Source organism: Monashia sp. HAY1-11D (genome assembly GCF_056868035.1).
Window position 1 is genome coordinate 3,862,257 of record NZ_CP200320.1, and the last position, 23,669, is coordinate 3,885,925.

The 23,669-nt window shown below is 72.5% G+C and carries 15 protein-coding genes and 1 pseudogene; 6 read left to right on the plus strand and 10 right to left on the minus strand.

Annotated elements, in window-relative coordinates; genetic code table 11:
* Positions 1–134: 134 nt before the first annotated feature.
* Entirely contained in the window at positions 135–1,655 is a 1,521-nt protein-coding gene (dop, locus tag AC1VM9_RS17935) for a depupylase/deamidase Dop (RefSeq protein ID WP_483123597.1), read from the minus strand.
* A gap of 96 nt (positions 1,656–1,751) precedes the next feature.
* Positions 1,752–4,409 (minus strand): lysylphosphatidylglycerol synthase domain-containing protein, encoded by a 2,658-nt coding sequence (locus tag AC1VM9_RS17940; RefSeq protein ID WP_483123598.1) that lies wholly within the window; start codon positions 4,407–4,409, stop codon positions 1,752–1,754.
* Positions 4,410–4,511: 102 nt separating this feature from the next.
* On the opposite strand from AC1VM9_RS17940, the gene AC1VM9_RS17945 reads away from it, so the two are divergent.
* Positions 4,512–5,501 (plus strand): ribose-phosphate diphosphokinase, encoded by a 990-nt coding sequence (locus AC1VM9_RS17945; RefSeq protein ID WP_481341169.1) that lies wholly within the window; start codon positions 4,512–4,514, stop codon positions 5,499–5,501.
* Positions 5,498–5,932, plus strand: coding sequence for a DUF3054 domain-containing protein (locus AC1VM9_RS17950; RefSeq protein WP_481345511.1), 435 nt, complete (start codon positions 5,498–5,500; stop codon positions 5,930–5,932). Before AC1VM9_RS17945 ends, AC1VM9_RS17950 begins: the two co-directional genes overlap by 4 nt.
* A 135-nt stretch (positions 5,933–6,067) precedes the next feature.
* Here the strand turns inward: AC1VM9_RS17950 and arc are convergent, their stop codons facing one another.
* The 4 genes from arc to AC1VM9_RS17970 all read right to left on the minus strand — a co-directional run bounded on the left by arc (position 6,068) and on the right by AC1VM9_RS17970 (position 10,737).
* Positions 6,068–7,849, minus strand: a complete 1,782-nt coding sequence (gene arc / locus AC1VM9_RS17955; RefSeq protein ID WP_481341168.1) for a proteasome ATPase — start codon at positions 7,847–7,849, stop codon at positions 6,068–6,070.
* A 66-nt stretch (positions 7,850–7,915) separates the two neighbouring features.
* A complete protein-coding gene (locus tag AC1VM9_RS17960; RefSeq protein WP_481347472.1) occupies positions 7,916–8,986 on the minus strand; it encodes a tRNA (adenine-N1)-methyltransferase in 1,071 nt (356 codons plus the stop codon).
* Positions 8,987–8,997: 11 nt separating this feature from the next.
* Positions 8,998–9,390: a single-stranded DNA-binding protein gene (locus AC1VM9_RS17965; RefSeq protein ID WP_481341166.1), complete on the minus strand. Its 393-nt coding sequence runs from the start codon at positions 9,388–9,390 to the stop codon at positions 8,998–9,000.
* A gap of 186 nt (positions 9,391–9,576) precedes the next feature.
* Positions 9,577–10,737, minus strand: coding sequence for a site-2 protease family protein (locus AC1VM9_RS17970; RefSeq protein ID WP_483123600.1), 1,161 nt, complete (start codon positions 10,735–10,737; stop codon positions 9,577–9,579).
* 145 nt (positions 10,738–10,882) lie between these two features.
* Here AC1VM9_RS17970 and AC1VM9_RS17975 point away from each other — a divergent pair, with 145 nt between their 5' ends.
* Positions 10,883–11,722 (plus strand): RecB family exonuclease, encoded by an 840-nt coding sequence (locus AC1VM9_RS17975; RefSeq protein WP_481346159.1) that lies wholly within the window; start codon positions 10,883–10,885, stop codon positions 11,720–11,722.
* A gap of 165 nt (positions 11,723–11,887) precedes the next feature.
* Positions 11,888–13,822, plus strand: a complete 1,935-nt coding sequence (asnB, locus tag AC1VM9_RS17980; protein ID WP_481346160.1) for an asparagine synthase (glutamine-hydrolyzing) — start codon at positions 11,888–11,890, stop codon at positions 13,820–13,822.
* Here the strand turns inward: asnB and AC1VM9_RS17985 are convergent.
* Together AC1VM9_RS17985 and AC1VM9_RS17990 are read right to left on the minus strand one after the other, a co-directional pair.
* Entirely contained in the window at positions 13,812–15,194 is a 1,383-nt protein-coding gene (locus AC1VM9_RS17985; protein WP_481346161.1) for an aminotransferase class III-fold pyridoxal phosphate-dependent enzyme, read from the minus strand. The two genes, asnB and AC1VM9_RS17985, sit on opposite strands and share 11 nt — an antisense overlap.
* A 21-nt stretch (positions 15,195–15,215) precedes the next feature.
* Positions 15,216–16,718 (minus strand): CoA-acylating methylmalonate-semialdehyde dehydrogenase, encoded by a 1,503-nt coding sequence (locus tag AC1VM9_RS17990; protein WP_481346162.1) that lies wholly within the window; start codon positions 16,716–16,718, stop codon positions 15,216–15,218.
* Between the two features lie 60 nt (positions 16,719–16,778).
* Here AC1VM9_RS17990 and AC1VM9_RS17995 point away from each other — a divergent pair, with 60 nt between their 5' ends.
* Positions 16,779–18,131, plus strand: a complete 1,353-nt coding sequence (locus AC1VM9_RS17995; RefSeq protein WP_481346163.1) for an aminotransferase-like domain-containing protein — start codon at positions 16,779–16,781, stop codon at positions 18,129–18,131.
* Positions 18,132–18,206: 75 nt separating this feature from the next.
* A complete protein-coding gene (locus AC1VM9_RS18000) occupies positions 18,207–18,971 on the plus strand; it encodes a LysR family substrate-binding domain-containing protein (RefSeq protein ID WP_481346164.1) in 765 nt (254 codons plus the stop codon).
* 187 nt (positions 18,972–19,158) lie between these two features.
* On the opposite strand, the pseudogene AC1VM9_RS18005 reads toward AC1VM9_RS18000, so the two are convergent.
* Positions 19,159–19,798 (minus strand): annotated as a pseudogene (locus tag AC1VM9_RS18005) (HAD family hydrolase).
* 70 nt (positions 19,799–19,868) lie between these two features.
* Positions 19,869–23,654, minus strand: a complete 3,786-nt coding sequence (metH, locus tag AC1VM9_RS18010; protein ID WP_481346165.1) for a methionine synthase — start codon at positions 23,652–23,654, stop codon at positions 19,869–19,871.
* Between the last annotated feature and the right edge of the window lie 15 nt (positions 23,655–23,669).

Consider the following 23,669-nt stretch of genomic DNA (forward strand, 5'->3'; position numbering starts at 1 on the left):
TCATTCGCTCACCACGACCCTAACGCGTGGGCCCCGCCGTTCGGAGCACCGACCGGTCACCACCCGGTCACCGAACGGTCACCGACCGGCTTCGACCGGCCCGAACGCGATGCCGGAGGGTCTGCTCGCCCCGGCTACTCGGGGGCAGCGAGGCCGCGGAGCAGCGCCGCGACGTCCTCGCTCTCCTCGAGCAGCCTGCCGACCTGGGCCCGGGTGCCGCGCTCCGGGTCGAGGATCGGCACGCGCTGCAGGCTCGCGTGACCGGGCACGTCGAAGACGACGGAGTCCCAGCTCGCGGAGAACACGTGGGGGGTGAACCGGCGCACGCACTCACCGCGGAACCAGGCGCGGGTGTCCTCCGGTGGCGTCGTCCGGGCGGCGCGCACCTGCTCGGGCGTCACGAGCTCGCGGGTGCTGCCGCGGTCGCGCAGGCGGTGCACGAGGCCCTTCTCGGGGCGGACGTCGGCCCACTGGATGTCGATGGCCGCCAGCCGGTGGTCGTCCCATCCGAGGCCGTCCCGCGCGCGGTAGCCCTCGAGGAGGCGCAGCTTGGCCACCCAGTCGACCATCGGGGCCGCCGACCACACGTCGCTGCCGAGGCGCGTCAGGACGTCCTCCCACAGGGCCATGACCTCCGCCGTGGCCTCGGGCTCGGGGTCGTCGCCGCGGCCGTCGAGCCAGGCCCGGGCGGCCTCGAGGTACATCCACTGCACGTCGAGGGCGGTGACGGTCCGGCCGTCGACGAGCTCGACCTTGGCGGTGAGGCCGGGGTCGTGCGACACGGTCTGCAGGGCCGCCACCGGTCGCCGCACGGACCAGTCCTGCGTGAGGTGGCCGTCCTCGATCATGCCGAGGACGAGCGAGGTGGTCCCCATCTTGAGCAGCGTCGCGACGTCGAGGTGGGTGGCGTCGCCGATGATGACGTGGAGCCGGCGGTACCGGTCGGCGACGGCGTGCGGCTCGTCGCGGGTGTTGATGATCGGGCGCTTGAGCGTCGTCTCGAGGCCGACCTCGGTCTCGAAGAAGTCCGCGCGCTGGGAGATCTGGTAGCCCGCTCCCCTGCTGTCGACCCCGAGCCCGACGCGCCCGGCGCCGCAGACGACCTGGCGCGTGACGAAGAACGGGATGAGGTGGCGCACGATGTCGGCGAACGGCGTCCGACGCGGCATGAGGTAGTTCTCGTGCGTGCCGTAGGACTGGCCCTTGCCGTCGGCGTTGTTCTTGTAGAGGTTGACCGGCGCCTGACCCGGGCGCGACGCGAGCAGCCGGACCGACTCCAGCGCCACGGCGTCACCGGCCCGGTCCCACGTCACCGCGTCGCGCGGCCGCGTCACCTCCGGCGAGCTGTACTCGGGGTGCGCGTGGTCGACGTAGTAGCGGGCGCCGTTGGTCAGCACGACGTTGGCCAGCGTCGGGTCCTCGACGTCGGTGAGCTGGCTCGGATCGGCGGTCTGCCGGTCCAGCTGCCAGCCGCGCGCGTCGCGCAGGGGGTCCTCGAAGGCGTAGTCCCAGCTCGACTGGTTGGAGCGGATGCCCTGCGCGGCGGCGTAGACGCTGACGACCTGCCCCGACAGGAACATCGGGTTGGCGAGCGGGTCGCCGGGCACCGAGATGCCGTACTCGGTCTCGAGTCCCATGATCCGACGCACCGTCATGGCCCGACCCTAACGGTCCGGGGCAGCACGGCCGCGGACGCCTCGGCGCCGGCAACCGCACGGGCGGCCCGCCAGCGCAGCGCTCGTGACGCGAGGCTAGATCGCCCCGACCTTCTGGAGTCGGTTCAGGGCCCCCCAGCCGAACGGGATGGGAAGCCAGTAGGTCGCGAGCCGGTAGAGGATGACGGCCGAGACCGCCGCGCCGCTCGGGACGCCGACGGCGATGAGGCCGGCCGACATCGCCGCCTCGATGCCGCCCAGGCCACCGGGCGTCGGCACGGCGGAGCCGATGATGGCGCCGGCGAAGTAGACGACCGCGACCGAGGCGACGGCGGGCTGCTCCCCCAGGGCGCGCGTGGCGCAGACGAGCGCGCCGACGAACGAGGTGTCGAGCAGGAGCGCGCCACCGAGCAGCTGCAGCAACCGCTGCGGGTGCTGGAACGTCTCGAGCACCTGCGGCAGGGCCGAGCGCACGTGCGGCATGACGCGTTCGGTGAGCAGCGACCGGATGCGCGGGACGGCGAGCAGTCCGAGCACCGCGATGACCACCGCGAGGATCCCCGCGACGAGCACCGGCGACGGGCTGAACGAGACCGAGGGCCCGGTACCCGCGAGGACGCCGGAGATGACGAGCAGCACGAAGTACGAGCAGAACTGGGCCACCTGGGCGACACCGACGCTGGCCCCCGCGAGGGTCGGCGTCAGGCCCGACGTCTGCAGGTAGCGGGTGTTGAGCGCGATGTTGCCCACCGCCGCCGGCGCCACGAGGCCGCTGAACGCCACGGCGAGCTGGGTCATGTACGTGCGCACGAAACGCAGGTGGATCGGCGAGGCACCGGCCAGCGCGACCGAGGCGCCGGCGAACGTCGCGGCCGCGAAGACGACCAGACCCACGACCCAGCGCCAGTCGGCCTGGCGGAAGACCGTCGAGAGGTCGACCTGGGCCAGCTGGGTCAGGATGAAGTAGGCGGCGACGACGCCACCGATGACGGTGACGACGGCCCGCGCGGACACACGCCGCAGCTGGACCGGCTCGACGTGCTCGATGGACGGGCGCAGCTCGACGAGCCTGCCGCGGAGGTCCTTCAGGACGCCGCGGCGCTCGCGGAGCGCCTCCCTGGTGTCCGGCGTCAGGGCGACGGCCTGCAGCAGGGGCACGGCCCGCAGCACGGCGTCCTCACCGAGCGTCTCGATCGCGGCCCGGACGGTCCGCTCGGCCCCGACGGCGAGCGCGACCGTCGTCAGCAGCTGGGCGAGGTCGATGCGCAGGCTGATGTCGTCGGCGGCGACGTCACCGCTGCCTAGCCGCGCGAGGGCGACCCGGTCGCCGTCGACGAGGACGTTCTGCGGGCTCAGGGCGCGGTGGGCGACGCGGCGGCGGTGCAGCGTCTCGGACAGCCGGAAGACCGCCGCCAGCTGGGTGTCGGTGAGCGCCGGGCCGACCTCGGTGATCGGCGTGCCCTCGGGCTGGTCGTAGGCGATGACGGCCGAGAAGGCACCAACCTCGGCCACCGACACCGGCCGCGGCGCCCGGATGCCGAGGTCGTCGAGGACCAGGCCCATGAGCGTGCGGTGCTCGATCTCCGAGCGCAGCGTCAGCGCCGGTGCGCGCGTGAACCCGCTGCGCAGTCGCAGGACCCGGAGGAAGCGCCGGCCCGAGGCGAGGCCGAACGTGTCGCGGTCGACGACGTGGACGTCGAGGGTGCGCGTGGACGTGCCGGCGCCCGAGGCGCCGGCGTCCGTCGCGTCGGCGCCCGAGGCGTCGGCGTCGTCCGCCGTCGCCGTGTAGCGCCGGTCCCCGGCGTCGTTGGCGTCGACGAGCTCGAGCCGGCGCAGCCGCAGCCCGGTGGCGACGAGGACGTCGGCCACCTCACGGCCCGGCGCCCGCGTCGTCGTGACGCCGAAGGCGAGCCGGAAGGCGAGCCCGACGAGCCAGCCGATGAGCAGGGAGGCGGTGAGCGCCGCGAGCGTCATGGCCCCCGACAGCAGTGTGGTGACGAGGGTCGCGATGACGACGGTGACCGCGGCCGGCCAGATCCACTTGCGCCCGGAGATGTCCGCGACGGTGAGCAGCGACACGGTCGACACGACGACGATGTCGAGCGGCCCGGTGTGTCCGGTCGTCGTCGGGCGGGTGAGCACGTCGGTGAGGAAGCCGCCGTTGCCGGTCTGCACGAGCACGGCGAGGACGATGACGAGCACTCCCGCCACGACGGCGGCCCCGAGCGCCTGGATGAGCTGGAGCCCGCGCCGGCGCACGACGAGGTCGATGCCCACCCCGATGGGCAGGAGCAGGACGCCGATGCCGCTCATCCAGGCCAGCAACGTCAGCAGGACGCGCGGGAGGCCGCTCGTGGCGTCGGTGAGGTCCTGCTCGACGGCGCCGCGCGTGCCGGACGCGATGTCGGCCAGGACGAGTCCGAGGACGAGCAGCAGCACGACGACGACGAGGCGCACGACGTCGGCGGGGCGGCGGACGCGAACCGGGATCGGGGGCTCAACGACCTCGACGTCGGCGGCCGGCACGGGGGGCGGGACCGCGGGGTCGAGCAGCTGTGCCTCGGTGTCCGCGTCACCGGCGTCACCGGCGTCACCGGCGTCACCGGCGTCCGAGTGGGCTGGGACTGTCGGACGGGTGGGGTCCGTCGGCTGGGTGGAGGCGGCGGACGTCGCGACGGCGCGCGCGGGGTGGCGCTCCTCCTCCGGCGCAGACGGCTCCGCGGCCGTCTGCTGCTGACCGGGTTCGCTGGACACCTGCTCATGGTGCCCCACGCAGCCGTGAGTTCGGCGCCGCGACACCGCGCGGCGGGTCGGCTAGTCTGCGTGGCACGCGGACCTCGAGAGGGATGACTCGAAGTGAACGATGTCGTCGTGTTCAGCGGCTCGGCTCATCCGGCGCTCGCCGACCGGATCTGCGGCCACCTCGGAGTGACCCGTTCCCCTGTGGACCTCAAGCGGTTCAGCAACGACTGCCTGCAGGCCCAGCTGCTGGCCAACTGTCGCCGGCGCGACGTGTACATCGTCCAGCCGCTCGTGCCGCCGACCCAGGAGCACCTCATGGAGCTGCTCCTCATGATCGACGCGGCCCGGGGCGCTTCCGCCGCCCAGATCACGGCTGTCATGCCGCACTACGCCTACGCGCGCTCGGACAAGAAGGACGCCCCCCGCATCTCGCTCGGGGGGCGTCTCGTCGCCGACATGATCTCGACGGCCGGCGCCCACCGCGTCCTGACGATGGCCCTGCATGCGCCCCAGGTCCACGGCTTCTTCTCCACGCCGGTCGACCACCTCACGGCCATCGGCGTCCTGGCCGACCACTTCCGCGAAACCGACCTCACCGACTCGATCGTCGTGAGTCCCGACCTCGGCAACGCCAAGGTGGCCACGCAGTTCTCGCGGCTGCTCGGCCTGCCCGTCGCCGCCGGCTCGAAGCAGCGGGTCGCCGACGACCGCGTCGTCATCGACTCCATCGTCGGCGACGTGTCCGGACGGCGCGCCATCATCCTCGACGACGAGATCGCCACGGGCGGGTCGATGCTCGAGCTGCTCGACCGACTCAAGGACGCCGGCGCCACCGAGGCGGCCATCGTCTGCACGCACGGGCTGTTCGCGGGCAAGGCCGTCGAACGGCTGCGGGGACACCCCTTCGTCACCGAGGTCGTCACGACCGACACCGTGCCCCCGCCGCACGGCTGGCCCGAGCTGACCGTCCGCTCCGTCTCGGCGCTCTTCGCCGAGGCCATCAGCCGGATCCACCACGGCCGTTCGATCAGCTCGCTGTTCGAGGGAGTCGACCCGACGCACGCCCCGCCCCAGGCCAAGCTGCCCTTCGACGCGCCGGCATGAGCCGGCCGACCGGGACCCGCGCCGATGGGCGAGGTGCCGCCCGTTCCTCGCCGCGCGGGACGGGCCTGCGTCGCCCCGTCGTCGCCCTCGCGCTCGACATCGCCCTCGTCGTCGTCTTCGCCGCGATCGGTCGGGCGAGCCACGCCGAGGCCGGCTCGGTCGTCGGCACGCTCGCGACCGCATGGCCGTTCCTGGTGGGCTGCTGGGTGGGCTGGCTCGTCGTCCGGGTCCTTCGCCACCGCTGGCCCGTGGACCTGGGCCCGGGCGTCACGGTCTGGTTCGCGACCGTGCTGTTCGGCATCCTGCTGCGCCACCTCACCGGCGCGGGTACCGCCCCGAGCTTCGTCGTCGTCGCCTCGGTCGTGCTCGCGGTGTTCCTGCTGGGCTGGCGTGCCCTCGCCGGTGTCGTCGCACGGCGTCGCGCCGCCTGAGCCGGGGTGCTGCCCCGGCACAGGACCCCGCGGGTCGGGTCGGCCGGGGCGCCGTCCGCGCGCGAGGGGCCGCGACCTGGTCGGTCGCGGCCCCTCGCGGGTGAGTCGTCGTTCGTGAGTGAACAGCCTTGCGGCTCAGAGGTACTGGCCCGTGTTGGCGGTCGAGATCGACCGGCCGGGCTCGGTGCCGTCCTTGCCCTTGAGCAGGGTCCGGATGTAGACGATGCGCTCGCCCTTCTTGCCGCTGATCCGGGCCCAGTCGTCGGGGTTCGTCGTGTTGGGCAGGTCCTCGTTCTCCTTGAACTCGTCGACGCAGCTGGTGAGGACGTGCTCGACGCGGATGCCCTTCTGGCCGGTGGTCAGGAACTCCTTGATCGCCAGCTTCTTGGCCCGGTCGACGATGTTCTGGATCATCGCGCCGGAGTTGAAGTCCTTGAAGTAGAGGATCTCCTTGTCGCCGCCCTGGTAGGTCACCTCGAGGAAGCGGTTCTCCTCCATCTCCGAGTACATCCGCTCGACGGCGGCCGTGATCATCGCCTCGATGGTCGCGTCCCGGTCGCCGCCGTTGACGGCGAGGTCGTGCTCGTGCAGCGGAAGCGACGGGGTCAGGTACTTGCTGAAGATGTCGCGCGCACTCTCGGCGTCGGGTCGCTCGATCTTGATCTTCGCGTCGAGGCGCCCGGGGCGCAGGATCGCCGGGTCGATCATGTCCTCGCGGTTCGAGGCGCCGATGACGATGACGTTCTCGAGTCGCTCGACGCCGTCGATCTCGGCGAGCAGCTGCGGCACGATCGTCGTCTCGACGTCGCTGCTGACCCCGGACCCACGGGTGCGGAACAGCGAGTCCATCTCGTCGAAGAAGACGACGACGGGCGTGCCGTCGGACGCCTTCTCGCGGGCCCGCTGGAAGATGAGCCGGATGTGCCGCTCGGTCTCGCCGACGTACTTGTTGAGCAGCTCGGGGCCCTTGATGTTGAGGAAGTAGCTCTTCTTGTCCGACCCGTCGGCTTCACCGGCCTGGGCCGCGCGGGTGGCGACCTGGCGGGCCAGGGACGCCGCGACCGCCTTGGCGATGAGGGTCTTGCCGCAGCCGGGCGGGCCGTAGAGCAGGACTCCCTTGGGCGGCTTGAGCGCGTGCTCCTTGAACAGCTCGGGGTGGAGGAACGGCAGCTCGACGGCGTCGCGGATCTGCTCGATCTGGCTGCCCAGGCCACCGATGTCCTCGTAGCCGACGTCGGGCACCTCCTCGAGGACGAGCTCCTCGACCTCGAGCTTGGGAACGACCTCGTGGACGAAGTTGGCGCGGCCATCGAGCGTCAGGGAGTCCCCGACCCGGACGTGTTCGTGGGTGAGCGGCTCGGCGAGGCGGCAGACGCGCTCCTCGTCACCGTGCGTCACGACGACGACGCGGCCGTCCTCGAGCTTCTCCTTGACCGTGACGACCTCGCCGACGCGCTCGTAGCCGTGCGCGGACACGACGTTGAGCGCCTCGTTGAGCATGACCTCCCGGCCGACGCCGAGCGTGGCGGCGTCGACGGAAGGGCTGACGGCCACCCGCATCTTGCGCCCGCCGGTCAGGATGTCGACGGCCCCGTCGGCCGGCTCGTCGACGACGACGCCGTACGTGCTCGGCGGCTGGGCGAGGCGGTCGACCTCCTTCTTCAGGGTGACGATCTGCTCGCGGGCCTCCTTGAGGGTGCGCACGAGACGCTCGTTCTGCGCCGACAGCGTGGACAGGCTCGTCTGGACGTGCGCGAGGCGCGCCTCGAGCTCACGCGTGCGCTGGGGCGATGTGCGCGCCGCGTCGCGGAGCGCCCGGACCTCGGAGCGCAGGGCGTCGAGCTCGCGCTGGCCGGCTTCCGGGGTGCCCGCACCACTCACGTCGTCGCGGTCTGGGTTGAAGACGTCGTCCGACATCTCGGCCTCCTCATCCGTCACTCGCACCACGTGTGACGTCTCGACCCTAACCCGCTGCGGGCCGATCTAGTCGGACGTTCCAGCCACTGACCGCCGCGCGCGCCGGATCGACTTGTCGCTCTTGACACGTTCACCGAGCGCCTCCGAGGTCCAGGCGTCGTCCGGGACGTCGGTGGAGGCGAGTGAACCGGAACCCGCCGACGGGTCGAGGCCGGGCCCGGCGGGCGCGGCGTCACCCGAGCCGGACTCACCGTAGGCGCCCTTGGCCGGACGTCGCTTGCGCTCGGGTGCGAGGACCCCCGGGGCGAGCCGGCGGGTGGTGATGAGGAAGCCCGTGTGGCCGTGCATGCGGTGCTGCGGACGGACCGCGAGGCCCTCGAGGTGCCAACCCCGCACGAGCGACTCCCAGGCCGATGGCTCGGTGAACCCACCGTGGGCCCGGACACCCTCGGCGACCCGGCTCAGCTGGGTCGTCGTCGCGACGTAGCAGATGAGGACACCACCGGGCACGAGGGCGTCACCGACGGCGTCGAGGCACTCCCACGGGGCGAGCATGTCGAGGACGACACGGTCGACCGTGCCCGGCTCGACGACGCTTGGAAGGGTCTCGACGAGGTCGCCGACGGTCACGGTCCAAGCCGGGTGGTCGCCGCCGAAGAACGCGCGTCCGTTGCCCCGGGCGATGTCGGCGAAGTCGGCCCGCCGCTCGAACGAGAGCAGCCGCCCCTGCTCCCCGATGGCGCGCAGCAACGACATCGACAAGGCGCCGCTGCCGACCCCGGCCTCGACGACCGTGGCCCCCGGGAAGATGTCGGCCATCTGGACGATCTGTCCGGAGTCCTTCGGGTAGACGACGGCGGCGCCGCGGGGCATCGACATGACCCAGTCGGACAGCAGGGGTCGCAGCGCGAGGTACTCCACACCTGCGGTGTTGACGACGACCGAGCCGTCGGGCGCACCGATGAGGTCGTCGTGACGCAGGAAGCCGCGGTGCGTGTGGAACTCACGCCCGGGTTCGAGGGTGATGGTGTGCAGTCGGCCCTTGGGATCGGTCAGCTGGACGCGCTCGCCGACCTCGAAGACGCCGCGTCGGCTGTACGCGGTTCCGGACGGGGCGGACTGGACGGCGTCGGTCATGGCAGCAGAGTCTAGGTGCCGGCGCGGCGCCCGCCGGACACCCGTCGGACCCGTGCCGCCTCGACCTCGTAGCGGCTCGACCGGCCGCCCGGGACCCCGAAGAAGCGGCGCCGCAGCGCACCCTCGACCTCGACGACGTCACCGGCCTCGAGGCGTCCGGCGGCGCGCCGTGGCACAGCCGCCCAGCAGACGACGTCGAGGGTGTCGACGCTGGCCGAGACGGCCCTCGCCGGGGGCCGCGGCACGATGACACGGAAGGTGGCGATGACGTCTCCGCTCGGCAGGACGCGCTCCTCCGCGGCCGCACCCACCCGGCCCCGCAGCCGTACCTCGTTGCGGGCGTTCTCGGCGGGGTCGGGGCTCGCGGCGCGGGTGCCGCGCTTCGTCGTCGTCTCGGTGCCCATGGATGCTCCTGCCGTTGGTCTCGTCGGGGTCCTGCGACTCCCTCGGCGGTCGCTGCCAGTGGTGCCGGGACGGGACCAGCCTGGGCCGCCCGACAGGGCCGAACCAGCGTCCCGGCCCGCCCTGTGGACGGCCGGACCCGGCGTCGCGGGGGTGTGGACGATTGGGCTGGGCTGGGCGGGGCGCCCTCAGCGGCGCGCGCGCCGGGCCAGCTCCGCGCCGACGACGGTGTTGATCCGCTCCGCGCTGGCCAGCCCCCGCACCTCACGGGTCGCCTCGTCGACGACGACGGCGAAGGACAGCTCGCGCGAGCTCATGACGCGGATGAGGTCGGTGAGCACCGCGTCCGCGTCGAGCGCCACGACCCACGACGCCGGCTGGGCGAGGACCACGGACGACAACGGCGTCCGGTCGCGGACGTCCACGGGTACCCGGGCGGCACTCGCAGCGTCGAGCATCCCGAGCGGCCAGCCCGCCGGGTCGGCTGCCACCACGGACGGGACGGACCCGTCCGCCCGTGGCGCGAGCCCACGGTCGAGCTCACCGAGGCTGGTCTCGCCGGGGACGAGGACGACGGGGTCGAGCACCTCGGTGGCCGGCCCACCCGTGGCGTCGTGGATCTGCCCGGAGCGGATCGCCGCCGACGCGCCGCGCCAGAGGAAGAAGCCGATCATGGCCGTCCACACGAGGGCGACCGGCGTCGGCGTCTGGCCCTCGAGCAGGGGTCTGCCCACGAACCACAGGACGCTGCCGACGGCGACCACGCGCCCGAGCCAGCCCGCCGCGGTGAGTCCGGTGCCCTTGCGGCCGGTCGCCCGCCACACGAGCGAGCTGACGATCTGGCCGCCGTCGAGGGGCAGGCCGGGCAGCAGGTTGTAGAGCCCGACGAACAGGTTGGTGTAGGTGACCGCGTCGAGGACGCCCGCGACCACGGCGCCCGTCGCGTGCGGCTGGACGAGCCAGGCCAGCAGGGCGAGGGCGAGGTTGGACAAGGGGCCCGCCACGGCGATCAGGGCCGTCGACACCGGCGTCCCCGTCGTGGCGTCGTAGACGGTGTGGCCGCCCCACACGTCGGCGACGATCCGGTCGACCCGATGACCACGCCGCAGCGCGACGAGCGCGTGCGCGGCCTCGTGCACGAGGACCGAGACGAGCAGCATGACCGCGAACGCCGCCGCGACGACGACGGACTGCCCCAGCGACGCCCCTCCACCACCTTGCGCCTGCACGACGACGAGCATGATGAGCACGACGACGAGCGGCCAGGAGCGGCCCAGGTAGACGGGCGTCCCGGCGATGGCGCCGATCCGCCACCCGGGTCCGGCGGCCGGGCGCGCGGTGCTGCTCATGCCCAGACCCTATGCCTCGGTCCGCCGCCCCCGGCCGTGCGGGGCCTTCTCCGCCCCTGTGGACACCGGCGGCCCGGCGCGCGGGCCGGCCCGCTCCTGTGGGTGGTCCTCGGGCGCTGTCGGTCCGGCCGCCTACAGTCGGTGCATGGCCGCAGCACTGTCCCCGAGCCGCGCCTCGGACTTCATGACCTGCCCGATGCTCTACCGCTTCCGGGTCATCGACAAGCTGCCGTCACCACCGACGCCGGCCACCGCTCGGGGGACGCTCGTGCACGCCGTCCTCGAGCGCCTGTTCGACCTGCCCGCGGCCGAGCGCACCCTCGAGGCCGCCGTCTCGATCGTCCCTCGCGAGTGGGACCGCCTCACGAGCGAGGAGCCCGAGCTGCTCGGGCTGCTCGCCGACCGCGACGGTCGCACCGAGGAATGGTTCGCCGACGCCCACGCCCTGCTCGGTACGTGGTTCGGGCTGGAGGACCCGACGCGCCTCGAGCCGGCCGAGCGCGAGCTCTACGTCGAGACCGAGATCGACGGCCTGACGCTGCGCGGCTACGTCGACCGCCTCGACGTCGCCCCGAGCGGTGCCATGCGCGTCGTCGACTACAAGACCGGCCGGTCCCCCGCCGAGCACTTCGAGGCCAAGGCGCTGTTCCAGATGAAGTTCTACGCGCTCGTGCTCTGGCGGCTGCGCGGTGAGATCCCTCGCCGCCTCCAGCTGGTCTACCTCGGCAACAGCGAGATCGTGGCCTACGAGCCCGACGAGCAGGACCTCCTCGGCGTCGAGCGCAAGGTCAAGGCGCTCTGGGCGGCCATCGAGCGGGCCGCCTCCACGGGCGACTGGCGCCCGAGCCCGAGCCGGTTGTGCGACTGGTGCGAGCACCGCGCCCTGTGCCCGGCGTGGGGCGGCACTCCCCCTCCCCTTCCCGAGGACGCGGCCGAGCGCGCGGTGGACCCCACCGCGTCGGGGCTGGTCGACATCGACGCCTGAGACGCCCGGACGGCGCGTGCGGGTCCCCGTCACGCACGGCAGCGTGAGACCCGGGCGCGTGTCCAGCGGCTCCGCAGTCGCCGTCCAGCCGGCGCCCAGCGCGCCCCGCGACGCTGGGCCTGCGGTCTTGCCGGTCTCCGGTGCCGACGGCCGCGGGAGGTTGGCATGTGCGGCATCGCGGGCTACGTCGGGCTGGACGCGGACCCGCGCCTGCTCGAGCGCATGGACGCCGCGCAACGGCACCGGGGCCCGGACGGTTCGGGCACCTGGACCGACGACATGGGCCGGGCCGGGTTCGCCCACCAGCGCCTCGCGATCATCGACCGTGCAGGTGGCCGGCAGCCGATGTGCACGGAGGACGGAAGGTACGTCCTCGTCTACAACGGCGAGGTCTACAACCACGACGCGTTGCGGAACGAGCTGCGCGAAGCAGGCCACCGGTTCGGCACCCGCAGTGACACCGAGGTCGTGCTCCACGCCCTCGTCGAGTGGGGCGCCGGTGCTCTCGACCGCTTCGACGGCATGTTCGCCCTGGCGCTCTGGGACCGCACGACCGGCACGCTCCTGCTCGCCCGCGACCACTTCGGCATCAAGCCGCTGCACCTGGCCCGGGTGAGGAGCACCGGCGGCGAGGGCTGGCTGTTCGCCAGCGAGATCCGCCCGATCCTGGCCACCGGCCTCGTGCCCGCCACGCCGGACGAGCGCTCGGTGTACCGCTACCTGCGCTTCCGGGTCCACGACGACGACCGGGCCACCTTCTTCACCGGCATCGAACGGGTCCTGCCCGGCGAGGTCGTGACGATCGGCCCCGACGGGATGGACCGCCGCCCCTTCACCTCGCTGCGCGAGGACCTTCTCGCCGCGGCCAGGCGCGCGTCCCGCGGCGACCGCCACGAGCCTGCGACCTCCCTCCGGTTCCGCGACGCGCTGACCCGAGCGGTGCGGATGCGCCTGTCCTCGGACGTGCCCGTCGGCACGTCGCTGTCCGGAGGGCTCGACAGCTCTGCGGTCGCCGCGCTCGTCGACGAGCTCCTGCCCGAGCCGTCCGCCCGCGCGGTCGGGGTGCGCCAGCGGACCTTCTCCGCCGTCTTCCCCGGACACCGCAACGACGAGCGCCGGTGGGTCGAGGACGCCCTCGACGGCCGCCGCGACCGGGTCGAGCGCCATCTCGTCGCGCCCGTCACCGAGGACCTCGTCGCCGACCTCGCCGACTTCGTGCGGAGCCAGGAGGAGCCGGTCGTCTCGTCCGGGCCGTATGCGCAGTACCGGGTCATGCGCGAGGCGTCCCGTCACGTCACCGTCATGCTCGACGGGCAGGGGGCCGACGAGCTGCTCGCCGGCTACGTGCCCCAGACCGTCGTGCACCTGCGCGACCTGCTGCGCCGCCACCCGGTCCGCGCCCTGCGTGAGGCGTTGGCCGAGCGCGACGTCCTTCGCGGCCTCGTCGCCAACCGCGCCAGGCGCCTGCTGCCGACCGCACACGACGCCTCCGTGGCACCGCTGCTGGCCTCCGCCTTCGTCGACGAGCACCGCGACGAGCGGTATGCCCCCGCCGGCACGACACTGCGCGAGCGCCTCGTCCACGACCTCTTCGTCGGCTCGCTGCCGGCCCTGCTGCGCTACGAGGACCGCAACACCATGCGCTTCTCGCTCGAGGGCCGGGTGCCGTTCCTCGCCGTCGACCTCGTGCGGTTCGTGTTCGACCAGCCGGACGCGTCGGTCCTGGGTGACGGGTGGAACAAGCGGATGCTCCGTGAGGCCGTGCGCGATCTACTGCCCGAGTCGATCACGTTGCGCCGCAACAAGATCGGCTTCACCACGCCCCAGGACGACTGGTTCCGTGAGTCACCCGGCCTGCTGCGTGACGTGTTCGGCTCCGACTCCTTCCGGGCACGACCGTGGTTCGACGCGGACGCCGTGGCCGCGGCCTTCGAGCAGTGGCTCGCCGGCGGTGGCCCGCACGACTCGATGGTCTTCTGGCGGATCCTCAACGTCGAGCTCTGGATGCGGGAGGTCTGCTACCCCCCGGCGCCGGGGTCGGCCCCCGGGCCGGTCGACGTCGGCGCGCCGACCGGTCCGGAGGTTCGCCTCAGGCCGTGAACTCGTCGGCGACCGACAGTGCCTCGTCAAGGATGGCCAGGCCTTCGCGCACCTCGTCCGGCGTGGTCGTGCACGGCGGCACGACGTGCGTCCGGTTGAAGTGGGTGAACGGCCACAGACCGCGCTCCTTGCACGCCGCTGCGAAGGCCGTCATGGGCCGGGCCGCCTCGCCGGCAGCGTTGAACGGCACGAGGGGCTCGCGCGTCTGCCGGTCGCGGACCAGCTCGAGGGCCCAGAAGACCCCGAGGCCACGGACCTCGCCGACGCTCGGGTGCTTCCTGGCGAGCTCGGCCAGCCCCGGCCCGATGACCTCGGTGCCGAGCATCCGGGCGTTGTCGATGATGCCCTCCTCGTGGAAGGCGTTGATCGACGCGACGGCGGACGCGCAGGCCAGCGGGTGCCCCGAGTACGTGAGCCCGCCCGGGTAGGCGCGCGTCTCGAAGGAGGCGCGGACCTCGTCGGAGATGACGACGCCGCCGAGCGGCACGTAGCCGGAGTTGACCCCCTTGGCGAACGTGATGAGGTCCGGCCGGACGCCCCAGCGGTCGACGGCGAACCACTCGCCGCACCGGCCGAACCCGGACATGACCTCGTCGGCGATGAGGACGATGCCGTGCTCGTCGCACAGGTCCCGGACACCCTGCAGGTAGCCGTCCGGCGGCACGAGGATGCCGTTGGTGCCGACGACGGTCTCGAGGATGACGGCCGCGACGGTCTGCGGTCCCTCCACCATGAGCGTGTCGCGAAGGTGCTGCAGGGCCCGGTCGCGCTCCTGCTCCTCGTTCTCGGAGTGGAACGCCGAGCGGTAGGTGTACGGACCCCAGAAGTGCACGATGCCGGGGTAGCCGGGCTCGGAGGGCCAGCGGCGGGGGTCGCCGGTCAGGGTGATCGAGCCGGCCGTCGCGCCGTGGTAGCTGCGGTAGGTGGCGAGCACCTTGTTCCGGCCGGTGTGCAGACGCGCCATCCGGATCGCGTTCTCGTTGGCCTCGGCACCGCCGTTGGTGAAGAAGACGGCCGACAGCCCCTCGGGCGCGACCTCGGTGATGAGCCGGGCCGCCTCGCTGCGCGCGTCGTTGGCGAACGAGGGCTGGATCGTCGTCAGACGGGCGGCCTGCTCCTGGATGGCCGCGACGACCTTCGGGTGCTGGTAGCCGATGTTGACGTTGACCAGCTGGCTGCTGAAGTCGAGGTAGCGCGTACCGGCGTAGTCCCAGAAGTACGAGCCCTGCGCCCGGGCGATGGGCAGCGGGTCGATGAGCCCCTGGGCCGACCACGAGTGGAAGACGTGCCCGCGGTCCAGCGCGCGGACGTCGGCCTCCCCCATGGCGTCGAGCTGCTCGGCGATGACGCTGCGGTGGTCGAGTTCGGTCATGGGTGTGTCCTCTCCGGCCGGTCAGCGGGTGCGGGGGAAGCCGAGGTCGACGCTCGAGGTGGCCGGGTCGGGCCAGCGCTGCGTGACGACCTTGCCCCGCGTGTAGAAGTTGACACCCTCGGGTCCGTACATGTGGGTGTCACCGAAGAGCGAGTCCTTCCAACCGCCGAAGGAGTAGTAGGCGACGGGCACCGGGATCGGCACGTTGATGCCGACCATGCCGACCTCGACCTCGTTCTGGAAGCGTCGGGCGGCGCCGCCGTCACGGGTGAAGATGGCCGTGCCGTTGGCGTACGGGTTGCGGTTGATGAGCGCCAGGCCCTCGTCGTAGCTGTCCACCCGGACGACGGACAGCACCGGACCGAAGATCTCGTCGCGGTAGACGGTCATCTCGGGCGTGACGTCGTCGAGCAGCGTCATGCCGAGGAAGAACCCCTCTGCCGGCACCTCGCTCGTGCGCCCGTCGACGACGACGGTCGCGCCGGACTGCGCACCCGCCTCGACGTACCCCGCCACCTTGTCGCGGTGCTCACGCGTGATGAGGGGGCCCATGTCGGTGCCCGGGTCGGCGCCGTTGCCCACGCGCAGGCCGGGGATGCGCTCGGCGACCGCGGCGACGAGCCGGTCACCGACGTCGCCGACCGCGACGGCCACCGACAGGGCCATGCACCGCTCCCCGGCGGCGCCGTAGGCCGCCGAGACGATGGAGTCCGCCGCGAGGTCGACATCGGCGTCGGGCAGCACGAGGGCGTGGTTCTTGGCGCCACCGAGGGCCTGGACGCGCTTGCCGCGCGCGGTGCCCCGCTCGTAGATGTACTTCGCGATCGGCGTCGACCCGACGAAGCTGACGGCGGCGATGTCGTCGTGGTCGAGGAGGGCGTCGACGGCCTCCTTGTCGCCGTGGACGACGGTGAAGACGCCGTCGGGCAGTCCGGCCTCCTTCCACAGCTCGGCGAGGAAGAGCGAGGCCGACGGGTCCTTCTCACTCGGCTTGAGGACGAAGGCGTTGCCGCAGGCGATGGCGTTGGCGCACATCCACAGCGGCACCATGACCGGGAAGTTGAACGGCGTGATGCCGGCGACGACGCCGAGGGGCTGGCGGATGCTGTAGACGTCGACGCCGGTCGACGCCTGCTCGGAGAAGCCCCCCTTGAGCAGCTGCGGCACGCCGGTGGCGAACTCGACGTTCTCGAGACCGCGCGCGATCTCACCGGCGGCGTCGGACAGGACCTTGCCGTGCTCGGCGGTGACGATCGCGGCGAGCTCGTCGGTGCGCTCGTGGAGCAGCTCGCGGAAGGCGAAGAGCACCGCGGCCCGCTTCGACAGCGAGCTCGTGCGCCACTCGCGTGCAGCGGCGACGGCGGTCTTGACGGCGGCGTCGATCTCGGCGGCCGAGGCGAGCGCCACCTCACCGGTCCGAACGCCGGTCGCAGGGTCGTGCACGGGTGCGGTGCGCCCGGAGGTGCCCGCGACGCGGGTCCCGGAGATCCAGTGGTCGATGGAGGTCACGGCAGGGGTCGTCATGCCGTCAACACTACGTGCCAGATGGGTGCGGTACAAAGGCTTGATTGCTATGTTACAGACGTGCGTGCCGTCATCTCTGACCTCGAGGAGCGCCTCGAGCACCCGACCGCCAAGGGCCTGGCCCAGGCGGTCTCCCGCGCGATCCGCGACGGTCGCCTGCTTCCCGGCGACCTGCTGCCGCCGATCCGGCAGGTCGCGCAGGAGCTGATGATGTCGCCGACCACCGTGAGCGCCGCGTGGCAGCTGCTCTCGCGGTCCGGCACGATCCGGTCGGACGGCCGGCGCGGCACGACCGTCGCCGAGACGCGTCGCGGCGGCGAGCGCTACACCCGCGCGCTGCGCCACGACTCCCCCGTCAGCCTCGACCTGTCCACCGGCATTCCCGACGCCGCCCTGCTGCCCTCGCTCGCCCGAGTGCTGGCGGCGATCGACGAGCCGCGCGGCCCGAGCAGCTACCTCGACGACCCGGTCCTGCCCGAGCTGCGCGAGGTGCTCCTCGCCGACTGGCCGTACGAGCCGGACGACCTGCTCGTCGTCGACGGAGCCATGGACGCGCTCGACATCGTCTCGCGCACGTTGCTGCGACCCGGCGACACGGTCGTCGTCGAGAACCCCGGGTTCCCTCCCCTGCTCGACCTCCTCGAGGACCGGGGCGTCGACGTGCTGGGGGTGCCGCTCGACGAGACCGGCCTCGACGTCGACGCCCTCGAGTCGGCACTGGCCCGCCGGCCGACAGCCCTGGTGCTCCAGCCGCGCGGGCAGAACCCGACCGGCGTCACGATGTCGCCGACGCGGGCCCGACGCCTGGCCTCGCTCGTGAGCGGCCGCGACCTCGTCGTCGTCGAGGACGACTCGAGCGGCCCCATCGCGAGCTCGTCGCCGACGAGCCTCGGGGCGTGGGTGCCCGAACAGGTGCTGCACGTCCGCAGCTTCAGCAAGTCGCACGGACCGGACCTGCGCCTGGCCGCGCTGAGCGGGCCCGCGGCCTTGCTCGCCCCGTTGCGGCACGCGCGGTCCCTCGGGCAGGGCTGGTCGAGCCGGCTGCTCCAGCGGGTCCTCGCCGGCCTGCTCACCGACCCCGACGCCGTGCGGGCGATCGGGCGCGCCCGCGCCGAGTACGCCCGGCGCCGTGAGCTCGTCGTCGACCGGCTCGCCGGCCTGGGCGTGACCGTGCCCGGCACCGAGGGCCTCAACATCTGGGTGCCGGTCCGCGACGAGAGCGCCGCGGTGCTGCGCCTCGCGAGCCAGGGCATCGCGGTGACGCCCGGGTCACCGTTCTCCGTCGACAACGGCTCGGGTGCGGGCGGACACGTGCGCGTCACGACGGGCCTGGTCCGGGACGACCACGAGGGTCTCGCGGAGCTGCTGGCCGAGGCGGCGGCCGCGGGGGCGTGGTCCGCCCAGCACCGCTGACCGGGAAGGGGGTGCGCCGGCTGCACTACCCTCGTCGGGAACCCCGCCCGGCCCCACCCCGACAGGAGGCCCAGGATGACCTCCGCCTTCCGCGTCGACTTCGTCGCCGGCGTGTCCCCGGACAAGTGGGCCCGTCGCTGGGCGCGCCGGGTGGCTGACCGCGAACTCGAGCTCGTGCCCGTCACCGTCGACGTGCAGCTCGACGCCGTCCGCGCCGGTGAGGCGTCGATGGCGCTGGTCCGGCTGCCCGTCGCACGCGAGGGCCTGCACCTCATCCCGCTCTACGAGGAGGTGCCCGTCGTCGTCGCCTCCCGCGAGCACGTCGTGGCGGCGTTCGAGGAGGTCGAGGTCGAGGACCTCGCCGACGAGGTCCTCGTCCAGGGTCCGGACGCCGTGCCGGAGTGGGCCGCCGTCGCCAGCCGCGACGCGAAGGACCGGTCCGCGACGATGCCGCCGATGACCGACGCCGAGGTCGTGGAGGTCGTCGCAGCGGGAGGCGGGATCGCCATCCTGCCGCTGTCGATCGCGCGGTTGCACCATCGCCAGGACGTCGTGCACCGGCCGGTCCACGGGGTCGCCGGCTCCCGGATCGGGCTGGCCTGGCGCGTCGACGACCCCGACCCCGGCGTCGAGGTGTTCATCGGCATCGTCCGCGGCCGCACGGAGAACAGCAGCCGGGGCACGACACCCAGCCCCGACGGGGGTGGCAGAACCGCAACGAGTGGCTCGAGCGGCTCGAGCGGCACGAGCGACCGACGCCGCAGTCCGGGGCGCTCACTGCCTCAGCGAGGCGCCGCCCCCCGCCGTGGCGGTACCCGCAGCCGCCGTCGCGGTCGCTGAGCGCGTTCCGCTCGACGAGATCGGCGAAGTCGTCGAACGTCTCCGGCGTGAGCGCCTTGATCGTGAGGTCGGGCATGTCGGCAACGTATCCCTCGTTGCGGACGTTCGGCGTCGGTAGCGCTCACCCTGCCGGGTACGCGCACGCGCGCCGGCACCGGCGCGCAGTCGGGCCCGAGAGGCCGGCTGGTCAGGAGGCGATGCCGGCCGCGGACACGATCCCGGTCAGGTCGGCAGCGGCCACGCCCGCGAGGGTGTCGATGCGGACCGCGCCGGCGACGGCCGGCACCGGCACGACGTGCGGGATCGCGATCGTCGGCACGCCCGCGGCAGCTGCCGAGCGCACCCCTGCGGGCGAGTCCTCGATCGCGACGCAGTCGGCCGGCTCGACCCCGAGGACCCGGGCGGCGGCGAGGTAGGGCTCGGGGTGCGGCTTGCCGTGGCTCACCTCGTCACCGGTCACGAGCGCGGCGAAGGCGCCGTCGGGCAGGTGTCGCACGACGGTCTCGGCGAGGGAGCGCCACGACATCGTGACGAGCACGTTCGGCACGCCGAGCGAGCCCAGCTCGAGGAGCAGCTCGCGAGCTTCCCGGGCGCCACGGCACGCGCTGCTCCACCCGGGAGATGACGCGCACGAGGAGGGCGTCGATGATCTCGGGCACGGACAGCGCGATGCCCGACTGGTCGATGATGAGCTGGGCCGACACCTCCAGCGCGTTGCCGACGAGCTGGTGGGCGAACTCGTCGCTCCACACGCCGCCGTGCGCCGCGACGAGCTCGTGCTCGGCCTCGATCCAGTAGGGCTCCGTGTCGACGAGCGTGCCGTCCATGTCCCAGAGGACCGCCGCCGGCAGGGCCGGGCGGTCCGTCGGGACGGGTGCTGCGGGGCCGGTCACGGCGTCAGTCCTCCGGGTCGTAGGCGAGGTTGGCCGAGAGCCAGCGCTCCGCCTCGGCCAGCGTCCACCCCTTGCGCTGCGCGTAGTCGGCCACCTGGTCGCGGTCGACGCGGCCGACGACGAAGTACTGCGACTCCGGGTGCGAGAAGTACCAGCCGGAGACCGAGGCCCCGGGCGTCATCGCCATGCTGTCGGTGAGCGTGATGCCGGTGCGGGCCTCCACGTCGAGCAGGTCCCACAGGGTGCGCTTCTCCGTGTGCTCGGGGCAGGCGGGGTAGCCGGGCGCCGGACGGATGCCCGCGTACTGCTCCTTGATGAGCGCGGCGTTGCTGAGGTGCTCGTCGGGCGCGTAGCCCCAGAACTCCTTGCGCACCCGCTCGTGCATCCGCTCGGCGAAGGCCTCGGCGAGCCGGTCCGCGAGCGCCTCGAGCAGGATCGCGTCGTAGTCGTCGAGGCGCTCGCGGAACCGGGCCACCCGCTCGGCGCTGCCGAGCCCGGCGGTCACGGCGAAGCCGCCGACCCAGTCACGCGTGCCCTTCGGGGCGACGAAGTCGGCGAGCGAGCGGTTGGGCACGCCGGCGCGGTGCTCGCCCTGCTGTCGCAGGTGGTGCAGCACGGCCAGCGGCTCGGCGCGCGACTCGTCGGCGTACACCTCGATGTCGTCACCGACACCGTTGGCCGGGAAGAACCCGATGACGCCGTTGGCCGTCAGCCACCGTTCCTCGACGATGCGGTCGAGCATCGCCTGTGCGTCCTCGAACAGCTTGCGGGCGGCCTGTCCGCTCGCCGGGTTGTTGAGGATGTCGGGGTAGGTGCCCTTCAGCTCCCACGCCGAGAAGAACGGCGACCAGTCGATGTACCGGCGCAGCTCGGCGAGCGGGTAGTCGTGGAAGGCCCGGACGTGCTGCGGGGCGGTGCGCGACCGGGTGATCGTGGAGACGTCCTTCTCCTGCTGGAGCAGCAGGTGCGGGTGCGGCGGCCGGTACCCGGTCCAGTCGACCGGGGTGCGACGCTCGCGAGCGGCCGCCAGCGGCAGGAGCTTGCGCTCGGTCTTGGCGGCGTGCCGGGCCCGCAGCGCGTCGTAGTCGGCCTTGACCTGGGCGAGCAGCCGGGGACGCTGCTCGTCCGACAGCAGGGCGGCGGCGACCGGGACCGAGCGCGAGGCGTCCTTGACCCAGACGACCGGGCCGTCGTACCGCTTGTCCACCTTGACGGCCGTGTGTGCCCGGGACGTGGTCGCGCCGCCGATGAGCAGCGGGATCGTCATGCCGGTGCGCTGCATCTCGGCCGCGAAACCGACCATCTCGTCGAGCGAGGGGGTGATGAGGCCGGACAGGCCGATGAGATCGGCGTCGTGCTCCCTGGCCGCGTCGAGGATCTTCTGGGCGGGCACCATGACGCCGAGGTCGATGACCTCGTAGTTGTTGCACTGCAGGACGACGCCGACGATGTTCTTGCCGATGTCGTGGACGTCGCCCTTGACCGTGGCCATGACGATGGTGCCGTTGGTGTCCTTCTGCTTGGCCAGCTCGGGGTCGGCGGCCTTCTCCTTCTCGATGAAGGGGATGAGGTAGGCGACGGCCTTCTTCATGACCCGCGCGCTCTTGACCACCTGGGGCAGGAACATCTTTCCCGCGCCGAAGAGGTCGCCCACGACGTTCATGCCGTCCATGAGAGGACCCTCGATGACCTCGATGGGCCGGCCGCCTCGCCCGGCGATCTCGGCCCGGAGCTCCTCCGTGTCGGCCTCGACGTACCCGTCGATGCCCTTGACGAGGGCGTGCGTGATGCGCTCGGCGACCGGCAGCGAGCGCCACTCCTCCTCGTCGGCCTCCGCCGCGGCCGAGTCGCGGTTGTAGGACTCGGCGATCTCGAGGAGCCGCTCGGCGGCGTCGGGCCGACGGTTGAGCACGACGTCCTCGATGCGCTCCCGCAGCTCGGCGTCGACCTCGTCGTATACGGCGAGGGCACCGGCGTTGACGATGCCCATGTCGAGGCCCGCCGCGATGGCGTGGTAGAGGAACACGGCGTGGATGGCCTCGCGGACGGGGTTGTTGCCGCGGAAGCTGAACGAGACGTTGGAGATGCCGCCGGACACCCTGGCGCCGGGCAGGTTCTGCTTGATCCAGCGCGTGGCCTCGATGAAGTCGCGCCCGTACGAGGCGTGCTCCTCGATGCCGGTGGCGACGGCGAAGACGTTGGGGTCGAAGATGATGTCCTCGGCCGGGAAGCCGACCTGCTCGGTGAGGATCCGGTAGGCGCGCTCGCAGATCGCCGTGCGGCGCTCGAGCGAGTCGGCCTGGCCGTCCTCGTCGAAGGCCATGACGACCGCCGCGGCGCCGTACCGGCGGACGAGCCGGGCGTGCTCGACGAACGACGCCTCGCCCTCCTTGAGCGAGATCGAGTTGACGATGGGCTTGCCCTGGACCTGCTTGAGGCCGGCCTCGATGACCTCCCACTTGCTCGAGTCGACCATGACGGGCACCCGGCTGATGTCGGGCTCGCTCGCGACGAGCCGCAGGAAGCGCTCCATCGCCGCGACGCCGTCGATCATGCCTTCGTCCATGTTGACGTCGATGACCTGGGCGCCGTTCTCGACCTGCTGCGCGGCCACGGACAGCGCGGTGTCGTAGTCGCCGTCCTTGATGAGCGAGCGGAAGCGGGCCGAGCCGGTGATGTTCGTGCGCTCGCCGACGTTGACGAACAGGCTGTCGGCATCGATGGTGAAGGGCTCGAGGCCCGACAGGCGCATGGCGGGCCGGGGCGTCGGCACCTCGCGCCGTGGCTTGCCGTCGACGGCCTTGGCGATCGAGGCGATGTGCTCCGGTGTCGTGCCGCAGCAGCCGCCGACGAGGTTGACGAACCCGGCGTCGGCGAACTCGGACAGGATCGCCGCGGTCTCGTCCGGCGCCTCGTCGTACTCACCGAAGGCGTTGGGCAGCCCGGCGTTCGGGTAGCAGGAGACGAACGTGTCGGCGACCCGCGACATCTCGGCGATGTACGGACGCATCTCCTTGGCGCCGAGCGCACAGTTGAGGCCGACGGCGATGGGGTGCACGTGGCGCACGGAGTTCCAGAACGCCTCCGTGACCTGGCCCGACAGGGTGCGCCCCGACGCGTCGGTGATGGTGCCGGAGACGACGACCGGCCAGCGCCGACCGCGCTCGTCGAAGAGCTGCTCGAGGGCGAAGATGGCCGCCTTGGCGTTGAGCGTGTCGAAGATCGTCTCGACGAAGAGCAGGTCGCTGCCGCCGTCGACGAGGCCGCGCGCGGCGTCCAGGTAGGCCGCGACCAGACCGTCGAAGGTCACGTTGCGCGCACCCGGGTCGTTGACGTCCGGTGAGATCGACGCCGTGCGCGACGTCGGGCCCAGCGCGCCGGCCACCCAGCGGGGACGCTCCGGCGTGCGCGCGGTCATCGCGTCGGCCTCGCGGCGGGCCAGTGCTGCCGACGCGTGGTTGATCTCGTAGGCGAGGTCCTCCATGCCGTAGTCCGACAGCGAGATCGCCGTGGCGTTGAAGGTGTTCGTCTCGATGATGTCGGCGCCGGCCTCGAGGTACTCGCGGTGGATGCCGGCGATGATCTCGGGGGCGGTGATCGACAGCAGGTCGTTGTTGCCCTGGACGTCGGTGTGCCAGTCCTTGAACCGCTGGCCGCGGTATCCGGCCTCGTCCGGCCGGTCGCGCTGGATCGCCGTGCCCATCGCCCCGTCGAGCACCATGATCCGCTCGCGGAGCGTCGCGGTGAGGGCATCGGTGGCGTCGGGCCGCACCTGCGGCGACTGGGTCAAGGGGTCTCCTCTCGG

Excerpts from the sequence above, each read along its gene's own strand:
- AC1VM9_RS17975 (WP_481346159.1), top strand. The coding sequence starts at position 10,883 with ATGGCCGCAGCACTGTCCCCGAGCCGCGCCTCGGACTTCATGACCTGC.
- AC1VM9_RS17970 (WP_483123600.1), bottom strand. The coding sequence starts at position 10,737 with ATGAGCAGCACCGCGCGCCCGGCCGCCGGACCCGGGTGGCGGATCGGC.
- dop (WP_483123597.1), bottom strand. The coding sequence starts at position 1,655 with ATGACGGTGCGTCGGATCATGGGACTCGAGACCGAGTACGGCATCTCG.
- arc (WP_481341168.1), bottom strand. The coding sequence starts at position 7,849 with ATGTCGGACGACGTCTTCAACCCAGACCGCGACGACGTGAGTGGTGCG.
- AC1VM9_RS17960 (WP_481347472.1), bottom strand. The coding sequence starts at position 8,986 with ATGACCGACGCCGTCCAGTCCGCCCCGTCCGGAACCGCGTACAGCCGA.
- AC1VM9_RS17990 (WP_481346162.1), bottom strand. The coding sequence starts at position 16,718 with ATGACGACCCCTGCCGTGACCTCCATCGACCACTGGATCTCCGGGACC.
- AC1VM9_RS17965 (WP_481341166.1), bottom strand. The coding sequence starts at position 9,390 with ATGGGCACCGAGACGACGACGAAGCGCGGCACCCGCGCCGCGAGCCCC.
- asnB (WP_481346160.1), top strand. The coding sequence starts at position 11,888 with ATGTGCGGCATCGCGGGCTACGTCGGGCTGGACGCGGACCCGCGCCTG.
- AC1VM9_RS18000 (WP_481346164.1), top strand. The coding sequence starts at position 18,207 with ATGACCTCCGCCTTCCGCGTCGACTTCGTCGCCGGCGTGTCCCCGGAC.
- AC1VM9_RS17950 (WP_481345511.1), top strand. The coding sequence starts at position 5,498 with ATGAGCCGGCCGACCGGGACCCGCGCCGATGGGCGAGGTGCCGCCCGT.
- AC1VM9_RS17985 (WP_481346161.1), bottom strand. The coding sequence starts at position 15,194 with ATGACCGAACTCGACCACCGCAGCGTCATCGCCGAGCAGCTCGACGCC.